Source organism: Dethiosulfatibacter aminovorans DSM 17477 (genome assembly GCF_900142005.1).
GTDB lineage: Bacteria > Bacillota > Clostridia > Tissierellales > Dethiosulfatibacteraceae > Dethiosulfatibacter > Dethiosulfatibacter aminovorans.
Map to the genome: position 1 here is coordinate 1 of NZ_FQZL01000033.1, position 18722 is coordinate 18722.

Annotated in this window: 16 protein-coding genes; all 16 read left to right on the forward strand. The window is 32.7% G+C overall.

Translation table 11 applies throughout. The annotated features are described in order from the left end of the window. The first annotated feature begins 330 nt into the window (after positions 1 to 330). The 16 genes from BUB05_RS15755 to BUB05_RS15830 all read left to right on the forward strand — a co-directional run bounded on the left by BUB05_RS15755 (position 331) and on the right by BUB05_RS15830 (position 18585). Positions 331 to 1263: a glycosyltransferase family 4 protein gene (locus BUB05_RS15755; protein WP_094763006.1), complete on the forward strand. Its 933-nt coding sequence runs from the start codon at positions 331 to 333 to the stop codon at positions 1261 to 1263. Next, complete coding sequence (locus BUB05_RS15760; RefSeq protein WP_073050576.1) at positions 1260 to 3110, forward strand: alginate lyase family protein; 1851 nt, start codon at positions 1260 to 1262, stop codon at positions 3108 to 3110. The genes BUB05_RS15755 and BUB05_RS15760 overlap by 4 nt, the downstream gene beginning before the upstream one ends. Before the next feature lie 22 nt (positions 3111 to 3132). After that, positions 3133 to 4353 carry a nucleotide sugar dehydrogenase gene (locus BUB05_RS15765; protein WP_073050577.1) on the forward strand — a complete coding sequence of 407 codons (1221 nt, stop codon included), beginning with the start codon at positions 3133 to 3135 and terminating at the stop codon, positions 4351 to 4353. Between the two features lie 88 nt (positions 4354 to 4441). Continuing rightward, positions 4442 to 5656 carry a glycosyltransferase family 4 protein gene (locus tag BUB05_RS15770; protein WP_073050578.1) on the forward strand — a complete coding sequence of 405 codons (1215 nt, stop codon included), beginning with the start codon at positions 4442 to 4444 and terminating at the stop codon, positions 5654 to 5656. A 47-nt stretch (positions 5657 to 5703) separates the two neighbouring features. Next, on the forward strand, positions 5704 to 7041 hold the full coding sequence (locus BUB05_RS15775) for a hypothetical protein (RefSeq protein WP_073050579.1): 1338 nt from the start codon (positions 5704 to 5706) through the stop codon (positions 7039 to 7041). An 11-nt stretch (positions 7042 to 7052) separates the two neighbouring features. Further along, complete coding sequence (locus BUB05_RS15780) at positions 7053 to 8210, forward strand: glycosyltransferase family protein (RefSeq protein WP_073050580.1); 1158 nt, start codon at positions 7053 to 7055, stop codon at positions 8208 to 8210. A 52-nt stretch (positions 8211 to 8262) separates the two neighbouring features. Further along, a complete protein-coding gene (locus tag BUB05_RS15785; RefSeq protein WP_073050581.1) occupies positions 8263 to 9300 on the forward strand; it encodes a TDP-N-acetylfucosamine:lipid II N-acetylfucosaminyltransferase family protein in 1038 nt (345 codons plus the stop codon). 17 nt (positions 9301 to 9317) lie between these two features. Further along, complete coding sequence (locus BUB05_RS15790) at positions 9318 to 9881, forward strand: acyltransferase (protein WP_073050582.1); 564 nt, start codon at positions 9318 to 9320, stop codon at positions 9879 to 9881. A gap of 424 nt (positions 9882 to 10305) precedes the next feature. Then, positions 10306 to 11448 (forward strand): dTDP-4-amino-4,6-dideoxygalactose transaminase, encoded by a 1143-nt coding sequence (gene rffA, locus BUB05_RS15795; protein WP_073050614.1) that lies wholly within the window; start codon positions 10306 to 10308, stop codon positions 11446 to 11448. Beyond that, complete coding sequence (locus BUB05_RS15800) at positions 11445 to 12875, forward strand: oligosaccharide flippase family protein (protein ID WP_073050583.1); 1431 nt, start codon at positions 11445 to 11447, stop codon at positions 12873 to 12875. The genes rffA and BUB05_RS15800 overlap by 4 nt, the downstream gene beginning before the upstream one ends. 35 nt (positions 12876 to 12910) lie before the next feature. Then, positions 12911 to 13777 carry a glucose-1-phosphate thymidylyltransferase RfbA gene (rfbA, locus tag BUB05_RS15805; protein WP_073050584.1) on the forward strand — a complete coding sequence of 289 codons (867 nt, stop codon included), beginning with the start codon at positions 12911 to 12913 and terminating at the stop codon, positions 13775 to 13777. Positions 13778 to 13793: 16 nt separating this feature from the next. Then, on the forward strand, positions 13794 to 14849 hold the full coding sequence (gene rfbB, locus BUB05_RS15810; RefSeq protein WP_073050585.1) for a dTDP-glucose 4,6-dehydratase: 1056 nt from the start codon (positions 13794 to 13796) through the stop codon (positions 14847 to 14849). 75 nt (positions 14850 to 14924) lie between these two features. Further along, positions 14925 to 16208 (forward strand): GumC family protein, encoded by a 1284-nt coding sequence (locus tag BUB05_RS15815; RefSeq protein ID WP_073050586.1) that lies wholly within the window; start codon positions 14925 to 14927, stop codon positions 16206 to 16208. 145 nt (positions 16209 to 16353) lie between these two features. Then, complete coding sequence (locus tag BUB05_RS15820; protein ID WP_073050587.1) at positions 16354 to 17190, forward strand: amino acid ABC transporter substrate-binding protein; 837 nt, start codon at positions 16354 to 16356, stop codon at positions 17188 to 17190. Further along, positions 17190 to 17831 carry an amino acid ABC transporter permease gene (locus BUB05_RS15825; RefSeq protein ID WP_073050588.1) on the forward strand — a complete coding sequence of 214 codons (642 nt, stop codon included), beginning with the start codon at positions 17190 to 17192 and terminating at the stop codon, positions 17829 to 17831. The genes BUB05_RS15820 and BUB05_RS15825 overlap by 1 nt, the downstream gene beginning before the upstream one ends. 10 nt (positions 17832 to 17841) lie before the next feature. Further along, positions 17842 to 18585 carry an amino acid ABC transporter ATP-binding protein gene (locus tag BUB05_RS15830; RefSeq protein ID WP_073050589.1) on the forward strand — a complete coding sequence of 248 codons (744 nt, stop codon included), beginning with the start codon at positions 17842 to 17844 and terminating at the stop codon, positions 18583 to 18585. Positions 18586 to 18722 lie beyond the last annotated feature (137 nt).

Consider the following 18722-nt stretch of genomic DNA (forward strand, 5'->3'; position numbering starts at 1 on the left):
GTCCCAATTTTTCAATAAATGAACGGACCAGAAGAAGCCCTGAATCCGATGAAAGGTTGCCTCCATCAAAATTGTATGAAAGACTTTTGTTGAAATTTAATGCACTATGCTGTAAACTTGTCATAGAAAGAACTCCTTTTGTGATATGTTTTTGTTTAGGCACTTAAACTTTACCACAAAATCGGGTTCTTTTCTTTAATTTTTGATGAAGATTTGCTTCACCCAACGGGTGAAGGACACCTTTTGAGTAACATGTTGAATTTACTGAGTTTTTTGGGTTTTATGTAGTTTTTATGAATATTCTAGGGTAAATTAGTAGAGAAGCCTGATATTATTTATGCTTCTTCTCCTCATCCACTTGCGTTGGTAGCCGGTATAAAAATAGCAAAAAGGTTTAAAGTACCATGCATATGTGAAGTTAGGGATTTATGGCCAGAGACAATATTTGCATTTGGTAAAACAAAAGAGAAAAGTATTTTAGGACAGTTGCTAATAGCAGGTGAACATTGGATATACAAGAATTCGGACGCATTGGTTTTTCTTAAAGAAGGTGATACGGATTATTTAAGAGAAAGAATGTGGCTTAAAAGCAGTGGGGGTGATATCTCTGACGATAAATGTTACTACATAAACAACGGAGTGGACATTGAAGCGTTTTCTGAACAGATAAGGAGTGAAACAATCTGTGATGAAGATTTAAATAATGCTAAATTCAAAGTTATATATACAGGTGCGATTCGCCCAATAAATAATGTCGGGAACATATTAGATGCTGCAAAATTAATAGAAGACAATGACAATGTACAGTTCCTGATTTTTGGGGAGGGTAATCAGCTGGAAATATTGAGAAAGCGCATTGTAGATGAGGGAATTACTAATGTAAAATTAAAAGGGTATGTAGATAAAAAATATATTCCTTATGTTTTAAGCAAATCATCAGTAAATATTTTAAATTACTCACAGAGTAAATACAATTGGTCTAGAGGGAACAGTTCAAATAAATTGTTTGAGTATATGGCATCAGGAAAACCTATTATCTCAACGGTAAAGATGGGATATTCACCTATTGATAAATATGATTGTGGAATTGCATTGGAAAAAGATACACCTGAAGCTTTAGCAGATGCAGTAACAGGAATATTTGAAATGTCTGAAGAAAGATATAATGAGATTAGTGGAAATGCCAAGCTAGGAGCTGAAGATTTTGATTACAAAGTGCTAACGAGTAAGATGATATCATTAATGGAGAGTCAAATGTCATGATAAATGTGCTTAGATCAGTATTATCAGAGTACGGATTGGGGTGGACAATCAATCGTAATCTTTATTCAGCAAAACTAAAAATAATGACAAAATTTCCTTTTACAGAAAAATTGTTTGAAAAGGATATTGAAATTAAACGAATTGATTTATTTGATTTTAATTTGGAAACAATAAGTGATTATTTGTCTAAAATTGATATAGAAGCAAAAGGAGAAATTATTGACATAGCTGATAAGGCTATGGAGGGCATAATCAAAGGCTTTTCATCAGTTGATTTAAATTTTGGGGATCCTATTAATTGGCATTTGAATCCTTTGACTGGGCTGGGAAACAGCAAGGATGTAAAATGGTATGAGATTCCTGACTTTGATTCAAATGTAGGGGATATAAAAGTTATTTGGGAAGCCTCTAGATTAACGCATTTTTTATTTTTTGTCAGGGCGTATTTGATTACTAGAGATAAAAAGTACTACATAGCTTTTTCTAATCAAATTGAGAATTGGTTGAAGAATAATCCATATTCTTATGGATCCAACTACAAATGTGGTCAAGAAGCAACTTTACGTATGATTAATGTATTGATAGCATATTCAGTATTTAATGATTATGGATTAATAACTGACGAAGATTCACAGAACGTAAAATTGATAGTAGATGGAAGCTATAAAAAAGTGCTATCCAATTTTTTCTATGCACATAAATGTATAAAAAACAATCATACTTTTTCTGAAATACTTGGAATGATAATTGGAGCCTGGTGCAGTGATGATAGAGAAAAGGTAAAGAAAGCATATAAATTAATGAATTCTGAAATCAGCAATCAATTTTTGCAAGACGGAGGTTATACACAATATTCATTTAATTATCATAGATTTACACTTCAAATACTGGAATGCCTGCATAAGATTAGTAAAAAAACTGGAATTAGTATAACTGAAACTGATAGATTGAAGAATAGTGTTTTATTGCTTCATCAAGTGCAAGCAGACAATGGTGATGTACCGAATTATGGGTCAAATGATGGAGCGTTGATATTCCCATTATCCACTTGCGGCTACAGGGATTTTAGACCTGTATTAAATACGACCTATGCTTTAATTGAAAAAAAGAGATTATATGAAAATGGTCCTTTTGATGAAGAATTGTTGTGGTTTGGGGATGAGATAGATTTACCGATGGCAGATATAAAGAAAAAATCAGAATCTTTTAATGAATCAGGATATTACACTATAAGACATGATGATGGATTCCTTATGACTTGTCTACAAAATTATAAATCTAGACCAGCCCATATGGATCAATTGCATATAGATGTATGGCATAAAGGTGTGAATCTTCTATGTGATTCTGGGACCTATTCATATGCAAGTGAATTGGGCAAAGAGCTTACTTCTACGATTGGTCACAATATTGTTAAAATATTTGGAGTTGATCAAATGAATAAGCATGGAGCTTTTTTGGTGACTGACTGGACTAAAAGAGATTATGTTGAGTTTAATGACTCTAGTTTTTATGGAAGAATGAATTCGAAGAACGGCTACAGTCATGAAAGAAAGATATTAAAAAAAGAGAATGGTTATTTGATTGAAGATAAATTACTGTCTAAGGCAGGAACCTGTGATTTTATTTTTCATTCACCCTGTGAAGTTGAGTTGTCGGAGGAAGGATTTATTTTATTGGCTGACAATAAAAAAATTGCATCAGTGAAAATAAAGGGAAATATAAGAGTCGAAGACTCTTTTAGTAGCTTGTATTATTTGAGAAAAGATAGAGTTAATAGGATTTGCGTTTCTCGTAAGATTGAGGACGGAGTATGCAAAGTAATGTATGAAATAAATTTATACTAAAACGAAAAAAGGAAGGCTTAAAATGATTAATATTATAGGACTTGGATATATTGGACTCCCTACAGCTTTGATGTTTGCAAAGAGCGGAATTGAAGTGGTTGGTACTGACAATAATGATGAACTTGTGGATTCATTAGCAGAAGGAAGGTTAACATTTGAAGAAGACGGACTTGAAGATTTGTTTAGTTGTGCAGCAGAAAATGGGATAAAGTTTACATCATCATATCAAAAAACGGATACATATATTATTGCAGTACCTACACCATATATAAAGGAAAATAAAAAGCTTGATCCCCAATATGTGATTTCGGCTATAAACAGTGTGTTGGATGTTTGTGAAAAAGGCTCGATAATAATTATAGAATCAACTATATCTCCGGGGTCAATTGACAAGTATGTTCGTCCGGAAGTCATAAAAAGAGGTGTAGTGATAGGGAAAGACATTCATCTTGTACATGCACCTGAACGAATAATACCAGGCAATATGATATATGAACTTGAGAATAATTCTAGAACCATAGGTGCTGATAGCTTTGAAGTAGGAAATAAAGTCAAAGATTTATATTCAAGCTTTTGCCAAGCTGAGATTGTTATTACTGATATTAGATCTGCAGAAATGTCAAAAGTTGTTGAAAATACATACAGAGATATAAACATTGCGTTCGCTAATGAATTAGCTAAAATTTGTAGAACTGACGACATGGATGTTTATGAAATTATCAATACAGCGAACAAACATCCTAGAGTTAATATACTCCAGCCAGGACCAGGGGTAGGTGGCCACTGTATTTCGGTAGATCCTTGGTTTTTAGTTGGAGATTATCCTGATTTGACTAATTTAATACTTGCAGCTAGAAAGATTAATGATTCTATGCCTGGCCATGTACTTGGTAGAATCAGAGATATCATGAGAGAACACAAAATTACGGATATATCCAAAATTGGAATTTATGGACTTTCCTACAAGGAAAATGTGGATGATATAAGAGAGAGTCCCACACTTCAGCTCCTGGAGAGAATGGATGAACACTTGGCTTTTGGAGTAAAGGTTTTTGATCCATTTATTAAGGAAAGAATTGTTGACCACCAATTTATGAATTTTGAAGATTTTCTAAATGAAATTGAGATTTTGGTTATTATGACAGCACATGATCACATAAAAAATAATATGGAACAGATAAAAGGGAAGCTTATTTTAGATACAAAGAATATATGTGGGTTTAATGATGTTTACAAGTTATAACATAGAAGAGCAAACATAAAATGGAACAAACATACAGATATTGAGAATGGACATAAATATAAGCTTTAAGCGAGGTGTATGGTCTTTTATGAAGATATTGGTTCTAACTTCAATTTATCCACAATTAGATGATGAAAAAAATATAGGGGTAACACCTGTTGTGCAATATTTTTCTGAAGAATGGGTCAAGCAAGGGCATGAAGTTTTGGTTGTTCATAACTCAAGCCGATATCCCAAGATATTATATTTACTGCCAGATAGCGTTTTGAAGAAAATTAATTCAAAATTAGGAATTGTAATTCCCAATTATAGCCAAAGTAAAGAGTTGAATTCAACAATAAATGGCGTAAAATGTTTTAGATTACCGTTATTGAAAATAATACCTAAGAAGATGTTTTCAGAGAGGCAAATCCAAAAACAACTTATTAAAATTGAAAAATTGTTGGATAATGAAAGATTCAAACCAGATTTAATATTGGGGCATTGGGAAAATCCACAGATTCAGTTGATTTCGAAATTGAAAGAAATATTTAATGCAAGAACGGGTTTAGTCTTTCATGCACTAGTGTATATAAACCAGAGAAGATATACTGATTTGATAACAAATATGATTAAGAATATTGATGTTTTAGGAGCACGTTCTAATGCAATAGCTTGTGAAGTAAAGAAATTATCACAAAATGCAGTGGAGCCATTTATTTGTTATTCGGGTATTAGCGATAGATATTTTCATGATGTAGATGATTTTTTTGACTTAATAGGTAAAAAGGTTAAGAACTCATATATTTATGTAGGTCGACTAATAAAAAGGAAAAATATCGATTCATTGATTATGGCTCTCGGTAGTGTGTATGAAAATAATCGTTTCTCTTTAAATGTTGTTGGAGATGGTGCTGAAAAATACAACTTACAAATGATTTGTGAAAAAAATGAGTTGTCAGATAGAATAAGTTTTCTTGGATATAAAAAAAGAAATGATGTTATTGGATTGCTTTGCAAGTCAGAAATTTTTGTTATGATTAGTGATAACGAAACATTTGGTCTTGTTTATATTGAGGCTATGTCACAGGGATGTATTGTAATAGCTTCAAAAAATGGTGGGATGGACGGTATAATTGTACATGGTTTCAATGGCTTTTTATGTGAACAGGGCAATAAGAATGAATTGGCTAGTATTATTACTATGATTAGGAACATGTCTTCACACGAAAAGAATGAAATAGTATTAAATGCATTGAAGACATCAAGGAAGTTTTCCGATTCAAATGTAGCAAAAAAATATCTTGAGAATGTATTAAGGTAATATTTTTACTGAAAAGCTTTACTAGGTAAATTGACAGAGGTTGAATTATGTTCTTTTATTTTACAATAAACATACTATTACTAATAACTTTAACACTTACATTTGAATCCATAAGTATTCTAATTGTAGGAATGATGGGTATGCTTCTTGTAACCTATGTTGTTAATAAAACTAATCTGAAATTTGAAATAGTGTTATCAATAATTTATTTAATAGCAATAATAATGATGTTAGTAGCGTATTGTGGGTACGATTATCAATATGGAGCCCCATATTTTTCCGGCGGTTCAGATGATTTAGCATTTGAAGAGATGTCAACCTATGTGATGGATGAGGGATATTTAATGCCCTATAAATATGCACAGGATCCGAAATTAAGGTATCATAATTCGAAAGGGTTTTTATGGATTATTTCTTGGATTATGAGAGTAGTAGAGAGCTTTGGTGGTTACCACACAATAGCTTTTCGAGTTTTAAATATAAATTTTTTAATAGCACTAGGGGTTTTGACAACATCATACTTTAAAGAAAATTATGGATTTAGTGATCATAAAAACTTGATTGTTCTCATTGTTTCGATATTATTTCCAAATGCTATTTATATCAGTGTACATGTTTTTAGAGATACTTTAATAATATTTTTATTGTTTTCAGTCTTTTATATTTGGGATAGACTATTGCAAAAAGAAAACATTAGTTTTGTATCTGGATTAAAGACCTTTTTTATTACTGGATTAATAGCATATATTTCATATTGGATAAGAAACCAGAGCTTAGTGTTTATTATTGCCATTATATTGGTTAGTATTTTTCTGAAGAAACACAGACTTAATATAAGAAATTTTGGAATGTATATGCTGTTATTATTAGTCGCATTGATAATTGCAGATTTATTTAATGTTTTTGATCTGATTGTGGCATTTAATGAAAGATATACTATACATAAATTAGAATTAAGTGATGGATTATCAAATGAAATTTTTAAAATACCTCTATTTCCGTTTGGTTTTGTTGTAAGATTCGCATATGGATTGGTTTCGCCAATTCCAGTACCAATAATAAAAACTCCAAAGATGTTAACGGATATTAAGCTTTTTTTTGATGTATTAGTGTCATTTGGAACAGTAATGCAAATATTTCTACTTCCATATTTAGTAAAAAACATATTGAGAATTGATAAGGTATTTATTCTTTTTATTACATTCATGTTAGGTATTGTTGTAACCACTTTCACATTTAGACATTTTATTATGTTATATCCCTTTATGTGGATACTGATATTCAGGGAGTTTTTTAGCACGAATGAAAATGATCGGAAATTAATATTTATGGCTACAGCACTAAGTATTTGTTTTGCGGCAATAATTTATATATTAATTAAGTAAAGGATGAAAATATGAGAATTCTTTTAATAAAAATGTCACCCGTGGAAGGTTTGAATTCTTCTACTCTGAGAACTTTAGCAGTAGCAGATGGCTTAATTCGATTAGGTCATGAAGTTGACTATATGACGATTCCGATTAGCAATTGTCATGTAATTAATAAGAATACTAGTATAATTGATTCTTTGAATATTGTTAGAGCAAATCATAATCAACTTTATGATTCTATTACTGTAAGTTCTAAGAAAAAAAGTTCATTAAAATCGATTTTTATCAAGTTGTTAAGATCCATTTACCACAAAATATCAATATACGATTATACATATAATATTTCAAAGAATGTAAATATAGACCTTCTAGATACAAAAGAATACGATATTATAATTTCATCATCAGACCCTAAATCATCTCATGTAGCTATGAGAAGATTAATTGATAAAGGCATAAAATATAATAAATGGATACAATATTGGGGAGATCCTTTAGCAAATGATATTACACATAAGTCGATGTACCCTAAATGGATTCTAAGGATTATTGAATTTAATCTGTTAAAAACAGCAGATAGAATTGTTTATGTTTCGCCTTTTACATACAAGCAACAAGTTGATGAATTTCCGAAACTTAGCAAAAAAATGATGTGGGCTCCTATACCATATATCAAAAAAAAGAATTATGTAAAAACCTTAAATGAAACATATACAGTGGGGTATTTCGGGGCCTACAAGAGTAGAGTAAGGAATATTAATCCTTTGTATAATGCTTGTAAAAAAATGGAAGGAGTTGTCCATTTGAATATAGCAGGCGATTCAGACATTGTCTTAGAAGAATGCAAAAATGTATGTATATATCCAAGGAAAAATGTAGATGATTTAGAAGGAAATTCTGACTTGCTAGTATGTATGTTGAATAGTTCAGGAATGCAAATACCTGGCAAGATATATCATTATGCAGCAACAAATAAACCAATACTTGTTTTACTTGATGGAGAAAATAAGGAAGAGATGAAAGAATATTTAGAATCATTTAATCGATATATTATTTGTGATAATAATAAAAAGGAAATCGAAGATACAATAAATTGGATAATAGAGAATCCAAAAGATTATTCTCCTTGCGAATCGCTGAATTCAGTTTCTATAGCAAGTGAAATCTTAAATGGTGAAATCTAATATTATTGTAAAGAAAGGAAATATAGAATAATATGGTTTTATTGGTGAACGAATGAGATACTTGCATGTATGTAGTAATGAAAAATTTATACCCGATTATATTGATTTTATCAATCGTAATTTTGATTCTGATGAACATAAGTTTCTTGTTATCAAATCAAGCAAATATGAAATTGAGAAAAATGAGCAGGTTGTAGTAATTGACAATGTGAAAGACAGTATAAGATTATTGAATAAACATATGAAAGAAAGTAAAAAGATAATATTTCACAGTTTAATTAACACTCATTTAATATATTTTCTTTTTATTCATAAGAGTTTTCTTAGAAAAACCTACTGGGTTGTCTGGGGAGCGGACTTATATACTTATCAAAATAAGTCAAGAAATTTTAAAGAATATTTAAAACACTCATTGAGAAAATTTGTCTATAGTCGTATTCATGGCATAGTTACACATATATATGGAGATTATGAATTAGCAAAAAAATGGTATGGAGTAAAAGGTGAATATTTTTATTCTTTTATGTATCCAAGCAATTTATATAAGGAATATAGTCTTGAACCTAAAAAGGAAGAGGAAACAACATTTATTCAAGTTGGAAACTCTGCAGATCCTAGCAATAATCATTTGGAAATATTTGAGAAATTAAGTGGATACAAAAATGAAAATATTAAAATTTTCTGTCCTCTATCATATGGTAATTCAAAATACAGAGATGAAATTATCAAATCAGGGAAAGAAATATTTCATGATAAATTTGAACCCTTTATAGATTTTTTGCCATTTGAGGAATATTTAGATATTTTAGGAAGGACCGATATTGCAATATTTAATCATAAGAGGCAGCAGGCGATGGGTAACATTACTACACTTCTAGGATTAGGGAAGAAAGTTTATATAAGGGATGATATCACTACTTGGGGTGTTTATATTAAATATGGAATAAAATTATACGAAACAAACAGTAGTCTCAATAATTTATTTGAGAAAATGGATAAAAAAATAATATGTGAAAATATCAAAAAAATAAAAGAAATATTTTCGGAAGAAAAATTAATAGATGATTTAGATTCAATATTTAAGTCTTAACCTATGGGAGGAATATTATGGCTTTTTATACAAGAAAAGAATTAGAAGAATTGGGATTTAAGTATATTGGAAAAAATGTAAAGATAAGTAATCGGGCTAGTATATATAATCATGAATTAATCTCAATTGGTGACAATTCAAGAATAGATGATTTTTGTGTTTTATCGGGAAAGATTACAATTGGGAAAAATGTTCATATAGCTGTTTATTGTAATATGGCTGGTGGTGAAAAAGGAATTGTTATGGAAGATTTTTCAGGTCTAGCTTATGGTGTTAATGTGTTTACTCAATCAGATGATTATACTGGCTTGACATTAACTAATCCAACTATACCTGATAAGTATAAAAAAGAAACAAAAAAACCGATTTTTATTAATAAACATGTAATTATAGGCGCTGGTAGTATGATATTTCCAGGAGTAACGATAGAGGAAGGTTGTTCTGTAGGTGCTATGTCTATGGTCACAAAGAATACAAAACCTTGGAAAATATATTCAGGTATTCCAGCAAGACCAATTAATGATAGAAAAAAAGATATGTTAGATTTGGAAAGACAGTATTTAGAAGAACTTAAATTATGAGTGGTGTAAGACTATGGTAGGAAAAAGAATAGACTAAATTTCTTTAGGTGCTTATGATTGATTTGAAAGAATGATAACAGAGAATGATTATTATTTGTTCTAGGAGTGTCTAAATAATTATAATATAATAAATTTACTACTGTATAAGTGAGTAAATCGATTTTAAAGGTGGAATTGAACACGGAATATAGGTATTAGGATTGATTTTACAATTTAGTAACTCAATTAACTGGTATTGAAACAATCTATTTATCTCAAGATTTGAAATTTATAAACTGTTTAATAATATGATTAATGCGTATGTCAGAGTATTTAAAAGTATTGTTACTATATAAACACTATGTATAATCAGATTAGTGAAGTAGTAATTTAGGAAAAAGTAATTACTTAGACCACTAAAATAATATCTTGGAGAGTTATAATGATGATAAATTTTAATAAACCCCCACATGTTGGTAAAGAGATAGAATATATAAAACAAGTGATTGAAAAAAATAATAAGCTTTGCGGGGATGGACCTTTCACTAAAAAATGCAATGCATGGTTTGAGGAAAAATTCAAGACCAAACAGTGTTTGATGACAACTTCATGTACGCATGCTTTGGAGATGGCAGCAATACTGATTGACATTAAACCAGGAGATGAGATCATTGTTCCTTCATTTACATTTGTTTCAACTGTAAATGCTTTTGTATTGAGAGGAGCTAAACTGGTATTTGTTGATATTAGACCGGATACAATGAATATAGACGAGAGTTTGATTGAAGAAGCAGTAACTGAAAAAACTAAAGCTATAGTTCCAGTTCATTATGCAGGTATTTCTTGTGAAATGGATAAGATAATGGAAATTGCTAAAAAACACAATCTCTATGTTATTGAAGATGCTGCTCAAGGAGTAATGGCAACATATAAAGGAAATGCATTAGGAACAATGGGAGACATTGGATGTTATAGTTTCCATGAAACCAAAAATTACACAATGGGTGAAGGTGGAGCAATAATAATACAAGACGAGAAATTTATAGATAGAGCTGAAATAATTCGTGAAAAAGGCACAAATAGAAGTAAATTTTTTAGAGGACAGATAGATAAATACTCATGGGTAGATATGGGTAGCTCATACTTGCCAAGTGAACTGAATGCAGCGTACCTGTATGCTCAGTTGGAGGAAGCCGAAAGTATAAATAACAATCGTTTGAACACATGGAATATGTATTATCAGGGTTTGAAAGAGCTTAAAGAGGAAGGAGTAATCGAACTTCCACACATACCTAAAGACTGTGAACACAATGCTCATATGTTCTATATCAAATGCAAAGATTTAGAAGAGAGAAGTAACATCATTAAGCATTTGAAGAAAAATGAGATTTCAGCAGTGTTTCACTATATACCTTTACATAGTTCACAAGCAGGTTTGAATTATGGAACTTTTCATAATAAAGATATATACACTACTAAAGAAAGCGAGAGACTATTGAGGCTCCCTCTGTATTACGGGTTAGAAAAGGACAAGACTGAGTATATAGTTGATAAAATAATTGATTTTTATAGAGGAACTCATAAATGAAAGATTCCTTGTTCAACAAATTTCTACAATTCTCGTACGGTAGTTTCATTTCTTTGTTTATCGGTTTAGGAAGTTCTATGCTAATTACTCGGATTATTTCACCGGAGAATCTGGGGAAATCATCCATGTATACACTAGCGATAAGTGTTTTGATGATATTTATTGTTTTTGGTACGGATCAAGCATTTGTACGTTTTTTCTATGAAGAAGATATGGAGAAACGACCAAAGCTATTATTTAATTGTGTTGAGATTCCAATGATTATATTGATATTTGTCTCAATAATAATCTTGTTATTTGGGAGTAGAATAACAACATATCTATTTGGAGAAAAGAGTTTTACTATTGCGTTGGCATTAGTTTTTGGTACTATTTTTAACGTTTTCAACAGATATGGAATGTTAGTCATTAGAATGCAACAAAAAGGTAAGCGGTATTCAAATGCTAAGATAATTAATAAGGTTCTAGTTTTTATTGCAATAATCCTGTTTTATCTTGTCATTGGAGGCCAATACGAAATTATTATATTCAGTAATTTAATTGCTTTGGTGATTTCAACAATATTGATTATTAGGTTGGAAAAAACATTTTGGAACTTTGATAATGTAAAACAACTTGCATATAAACATAAAAAATTAGATATAATTAAATTTAGCTATCCTTTAATGTTTACTACAATAATATCTTGGCTTTTTCAATCATTTGATAAGATTGCATTGAGGGAATGGAGTACCTTCACAGAATTAGGTTTATATGCTGCTTCATTTAGAATAATTGCGTTGATTAATGTCATACAGACTGCTTTTACAACTTTTTGGACCCCGGTGTGCTATGAACATTATGAAAAAAAACCTAATGATACTCAATTTTATGAAAGAATGTTTAATATTGTATCATTTTTTATGTTATTGATTGCGGTAGCTTGTATTTCGGGGAAGGATTTCATTATTTCTCTTTTGGGAAAAGATTTTAAAGCAGCGGCAAATATAATGCCATTTCTTGTGTTTATGCCTGTAATGTACACTGTATCTGAAACTACAGTTATAGGTGTTAATTTTGCAAAAAAAACCAATTGGCATATAGTAATTGCAGGAATATCCTGTTTAACAAACTTGATTGGGAATGGTATACTTGTACCTAAATATGGAGCTATTGGAGCTTCAATAGCAACTGCTTTTTCATATATTGTTTTTTTTACACTGAGAACAGTGATTTCATTACATTTTTATAGAATTAAATATGGATTAAAAAGGTATTATTTAATGATAATGCTGGTATGTTTGTATGCAGTTTTTTCAATCGTAAATCCGAGTTTTATATTTAATATTTTGGTTGGTTTAATTGTACTAACTTTAATGTGTTATGTGTATAGAAAAGAAATAAAAGATATTTATTATAGCTATGTAAAAGATAAAAAGTTAGCATAGATAAGAATGTTTGGATCATCAAGGGAGGTTGAATTTTGAAAGGGATTATTTTAGCTGGAGGAAATGGAACAAGGCTTTATCCAATAACTAAAGGTATCAGTAAACAATTACTGCCTATATATGACAAACCGATGATATATTATCCTTTATCGGTTTTGATGTTGGCCAATATAAGAGAAATACTGATTATTACTAATCTTGAATATGTGAATTTGTTTGAAAGATTACTTGGAGATGGGTCAAAACTGGGACTGAGTATTGAGTATAAAGTACAGGATACACCCAGAGGATTGGCTGACGCATTTATTGTGGGAGAAGACTTTATTGGTGATGATGATGTCTGCTTGATTCTTGGTGATAATGTATTTTATGGTCAGGGTTTTACCCCTAAATTAGAGGAAGCATCAAGAGTTAAGGATGGTGCAATAATTTTTGGGTACTATGTCAACAATCCGAATGAATTTGGTGTTGTAGAATTTAATCAGAATTATGATGTTCTATCTTTGGAAGAAAAGCCAACAAATCCAAAATCGAATTATGCAATTCCAGGACTTTATTTTTATAGCAATAATGTAATAGAAAAAGCAAAGAGACTTGAACCGTCAGCAAGGGGAGAGTTGGAAATAACTGACTTGAATAAAGTATATTTGAATGAGAATAAATTGAAAGTTGAATTGCTTGGAAGAGGATTTGCATGGCTTGATACAGGTTCGTATGATGGACTGGCAGATGCTGCAGACTTTGTCAAAACCGTTCAAAAGAGAACCGGGTTATATGTCGCTTGTCTTGAAGAGATTGCTTATATTAAGAAGTGGATAACTGCTGAGCAACTTGTAGAAATTGGGAAGCAATTCGAAAAGACAGAATATGGCAATTACTTGTTAAGTTTGGTTAATGAATAAATTTATGGAGCGGTAGATGAAGACAATATTAGTAACAGGTGGAGCAGGTTTTATAGGAAGTAATTTCATAAGGTTAATCCTTAAGAAGTATCCAGATAATAAAATAATTAATGTTGATGCACTGACATATGCTGGGAACCTTGAAAATTTAGAAGAAATTAGAGGTAGAAGTAATTATTCATTTATGAAGATTGATATTAGAGACCGAGAAAAGATTGAAGAGGTTTTCGAGGTTAATGATATAATGGCTGTTGTTAATTTTGCGGCAGAATCTCATGTTGATAGAAGTATAGAGGAGCCAGAAATATTTTTGACAACAAATATTGTGGGTACTCAAATATTATTAGATGTTGCCAAAAAATATTGGAAAGTAAGGCCTAAAGACAAATATTGTAGGGAGTATAAAGATGGAGTTAAATTTCTTCAAGTATCAACAGATGAAGTATATGGTACTCTTGAAGAAACCGGTATGTTTGTTGAGACTATGCCTCTAATGCCAAACAGCCCATATTCTGCTTCAAAGGCTAGTGCGGATATGATGGTAAGAGCATACAATGAGACATTTGGATTTCCTGTAAATATTACTCGTTGTAGCAATAATTATGGACCTTATCAGTTCCCAGAAAAGTTGATTCCATTGATAATCAATAATTGTTTAAAAGAAAAAGATTTGCCGGTTTATGGTGATGGGATGCAGATAAGGGATTGGCTACATGTATCTGATCACTGTTCTGCAATTGATACAGTGCTTCATAACGGTAAAGATGGAGAGGTCTATAACATTGGTGGTAATAATGAAAAAGCTAATATTGAAATTGTGAAACTAATAATAGATATTCTTGGAAAATCGGATAATCTTATTAAGTATGTTAAGGACCGTCCCGGACATGATAGAAGATATGCCATTGATAATACTAAGATTACAACTCAACTTGGATGGGAGCCAGCGTATACATTTGAGCAAGGTATGAAAGAAACGATTCAGTGGTATTTGGATAATCCTGAATGGATTGAGAATATAATATCTGGTGATTACATGAAGTATTATAATCATATGTATTCACAAGCGTAAATATTAGAAATATAAACTTTAAACTTTTTTATATGATCTAAATGAATGAAATTTATTATAAACGGGAGATGAGCAATGGGTGAAGAAATTAGCTTAAGAGAATTGATAGAGACATTATTTAAAAATTGGAAAATGATAACTATAATAACGACGGCATTCATGTTTGTAGCAGCTATAATGGGTTATATTATAATGGATCCTGTATATGAAGCAGAAACGGTATTGATGGCATCCTATGCTACTGAAAAAATATCAAGTGTTAATGCAAATACAGATGACTTGGAGGGGATATTGGATTCGATTTCAGTATACCCTAATATGACGTTACAAACGTATAAAGAGCAGTTGAACAGCCCAGCAGTGCTTCAAGAAACTATTGATGAATTAGGATTATCGAAAGAAAATATTAATGTAGCACGTTTGATAAAAATGGTAAGTCTTGAGACCATAAGTAATACTAATCTTATTGCTATTAAAGTTGCTAGTGATAATCCAAAACTTTCATCAGAAATTGCAAATACACTTGCAGATAAATTTACTGACTTTATAACTGATATGTCAAAAGAAAGAGCATCAAATTCATCAAAATTTTTAGAAAAACAACTTGAAGCTGAAAAGACAAAACTTGACGATGCTCTTTTGGGACTCAAGCAGTTTTTGTCACAGCCAAGAGGTGTTGATGAGCTCAAGGGAGAAGTGAATTCAGTTCTTTCAATGCTCACTAACTATAAGACACAAGTAGTTCAGAAGAATGTAGAGCTTAGCAAGGTTATAGCTGGGATTTATGCAACAGAAGAAGAGATAAGTAAAACACCTAAAATAATTACTGTAAGAAAGACTCTAGATAGTGATTCCTTGCTCAATCAAGTTGTATCTGAATTAAATGATATTTCTATTATTGATACCTCAGAAATAGTAATGGAAAGTGAAGAAATTAACAAGAATTATTTAAGTTTGACAATTAATGCCTCAAATCTTAAAATCCAGAAAGCTGAGCTTGAAAAGGAAATTGAACAGTTAAGTTTGAAAATAAGTGATTATCAGATGGAACTTGAAAATATTCAGCAGGAACTAGCGGGTAAGAACTATGAAAAAACCCTTATAGATAATAAAATAAGTATTGCACAGGAAACTTATGATGCTTTCTTAAAGAAGTATGAAGAGTCATTGATTGCTGAATCTACTAAAATAGGTGAATCTTCAATATATATAGTCTCGTATGCAATAGTTCCTGAATATCCTATTGGTCCTAGGAAATTATTAAACACGGCAATTGGAGGAATCCTTGGGTTAATGCTTGGAGTATGTATAGCCTTCTTCCGCGCCTACTGGAAAGCAACATCCAAACCACAACAATAATCAAATCAAGCATGTCAACAGTCAATCTGCGGACATGTTTTTTGATGCTGTCTATCAACCCAATTAGCAATAAATCACTATTTACTGTAATACTTTCATATGATATACTTATCGAGTCAAAAATATCAGGGAGGAGAATTACAAAATGAAAAAAATATTAGCTTTATTGCTGGCAGTAGTTATGATGCTGTCAATTGGTGTTGGATGTACGCCAAAGGAAGACGCGGAAGCGCCTGCTGATGCTGAAACACCTGCTGAAGAGGATGCTTCGCTTCAGGCGGTACTTGACAAGGGATACATTATCCTTGGTCTTGACGATACCTTTGCACCTATGGGATTCAGGGACGAGAACAACGAAATCGTTGGATTCGATATCGACCTTGCAAAGGAAGTTGCCGAGAGACTTGGTGTAGAGCTTAGGCTTCAACCAATCGAGTGGGACTCAAAGGTTCTTGAGCTTCAGTCAGGAAACATAGACATGATATGGAACGGTCTTACAATCACTGAAGAGAGAAAGGAGAACATCAACTTCTCCAAGCCTTACTTCAACGACAGACAGGTTATAATCGTTCTTAATGAGTCGCCTGTAAACACAAAGGCTGACCTTGAAGGAACACAGGTAGGTGTACAGATAGAAAGTACTGCAGCTGCAGCTGTTGAGGCAGATGCTGAATTCGCAGCGACTCTTGAGGAAGTTGTACAGTACTCTTCATTCAACGAGGTGTACATGGGAGTTCAGTCAGGAATACTAGATGCAATGGTTGTTGACGAGCTTTCAGGAAGATATGCTATTGGAAAGAATCCTGGAATCTTCAGAGTCCTTGAAGACACTTACGGAGACGAGCAGATAGGAATCGGATTCAGAAAAGGCGAAGATGCATTGAGAGACAAGATCGACGAGATTCTCGATGAAATGGCTCAGGACGGATCGGGTGCTGCAATATCCGAGAAGTGGTTCGGTGAGGACGTATTTTCTAGATAATGGATTACTATTCTTCAATGCTGAAGTTTATTCTTGAGGGTGCAGGTATCACCCTCAAGATTTATTTTGTGACGCTGGTCCTTTCCATACCCATCGGAATGACCCTTGCTGTCCTTAGAACTAACGGCAATAAACTAATTTGCGGCATAATAGATACTTATACTTGGATTATCAGGGGAACGCCCCTGCTGTTACAACTTTATTTCATCAATTTCGGCCTTCCTGTCTACGGCATAGCCTTCCAGAGGATGACCGTTGCCTATATAGGCTTTACAATCAACTACGCAGCCTACTTCACTGAAATTTTCAGGGGAGGAATAGAGTCAATAGACAAGGGCCAGTACGAGGCTGCCGAGACCCTTGGCATGAGCAGGACCAAGACGTTCATGCACATAATACTTCCCCAGGGAGTGAAGCGGGTGCTTCCTTCAGTGACCAACGAGACAATAACCCTTGTTAAGGATACTGCCCTTGTTGCAGCAATTGCACTGGGGGATATCCTGAGACAGACGAAGCTCATAGCTTCCAGGGAGTTCGTAACGGATCCCTACCTGGTTGCAGCAGTCCTTTATCTGCTCATGACTTTGGTGGTAGTAAGAATATTCAGAAGAGTCGAAAGAAGATTCTCCTATTTCAATTAGAGGTGTGTCCATGTTAGCCATTAAGATCAACAATCTAATAAAAAAATTCGATGACAATACTGTGCTGAAGGATATTTCCCTTGAAGTTGAAAATGGAAAGATAGTGAGCATAATCGGGCCCAGCGGAAGCGGAAAGTCCACACTGCTCAGATGCATAGCGAATCTTGAGAAGATCACTGCGGGAGACATTGAAATCTACGGACACCCGCTGGTTATCAAGGGGAAATATGTGAGCCACAAGAAGCAGAGGGAGCTTACAAACGACATGAACATGGTTTTCCAGTCATTCAATCTTTTTCCCCACTATTCGGCTCTTGACAATATAGTTAGGCCACAGATGCTGGTGGAGGGAAAGACCAGGGAGAATGCAGTGGAAGTGGCTGTTAAGCTTCTTGAAAGGGTCAACCTGTACCACAGGAAGGATGCTTATCCGTCGCAGCTGTCGGGAGGAGAGTCTCAGAGGGTGGCAATAGCGAGGTCCCTTGCAAGAAGCCCCAAGATGATACTCTTCGACGAGCCCACAAGCGCCCTTGATCCTGAAATGGTGACTGAGGTTCTGGAGGTCATAAGAGGTCTCAAAGATGAGGGAATGACACTTGTCATTGTAACCCACGAGATGAATTTCGCCAGGGAGATTTCCGACAGGGTCATATTCATGGCCGACGGCAAGATAGTGGAAGACGGCACTCCCCAGGAGCTTTTTGAGAATACTAAAAACAAAAGGGCTGCTGACTTCATTAAAAAGATATTGTAGGGTCAATCAAACTGAATATACTTGGAGTTGTCACCGGACAGATAAATCTGTTTGGAGGCAACTCTTTTTTATTTGCAGTGTTGTAATTTTTATATGGAAAAGATGATACATAGCCGGGAAAATTGTAAATTTATTGG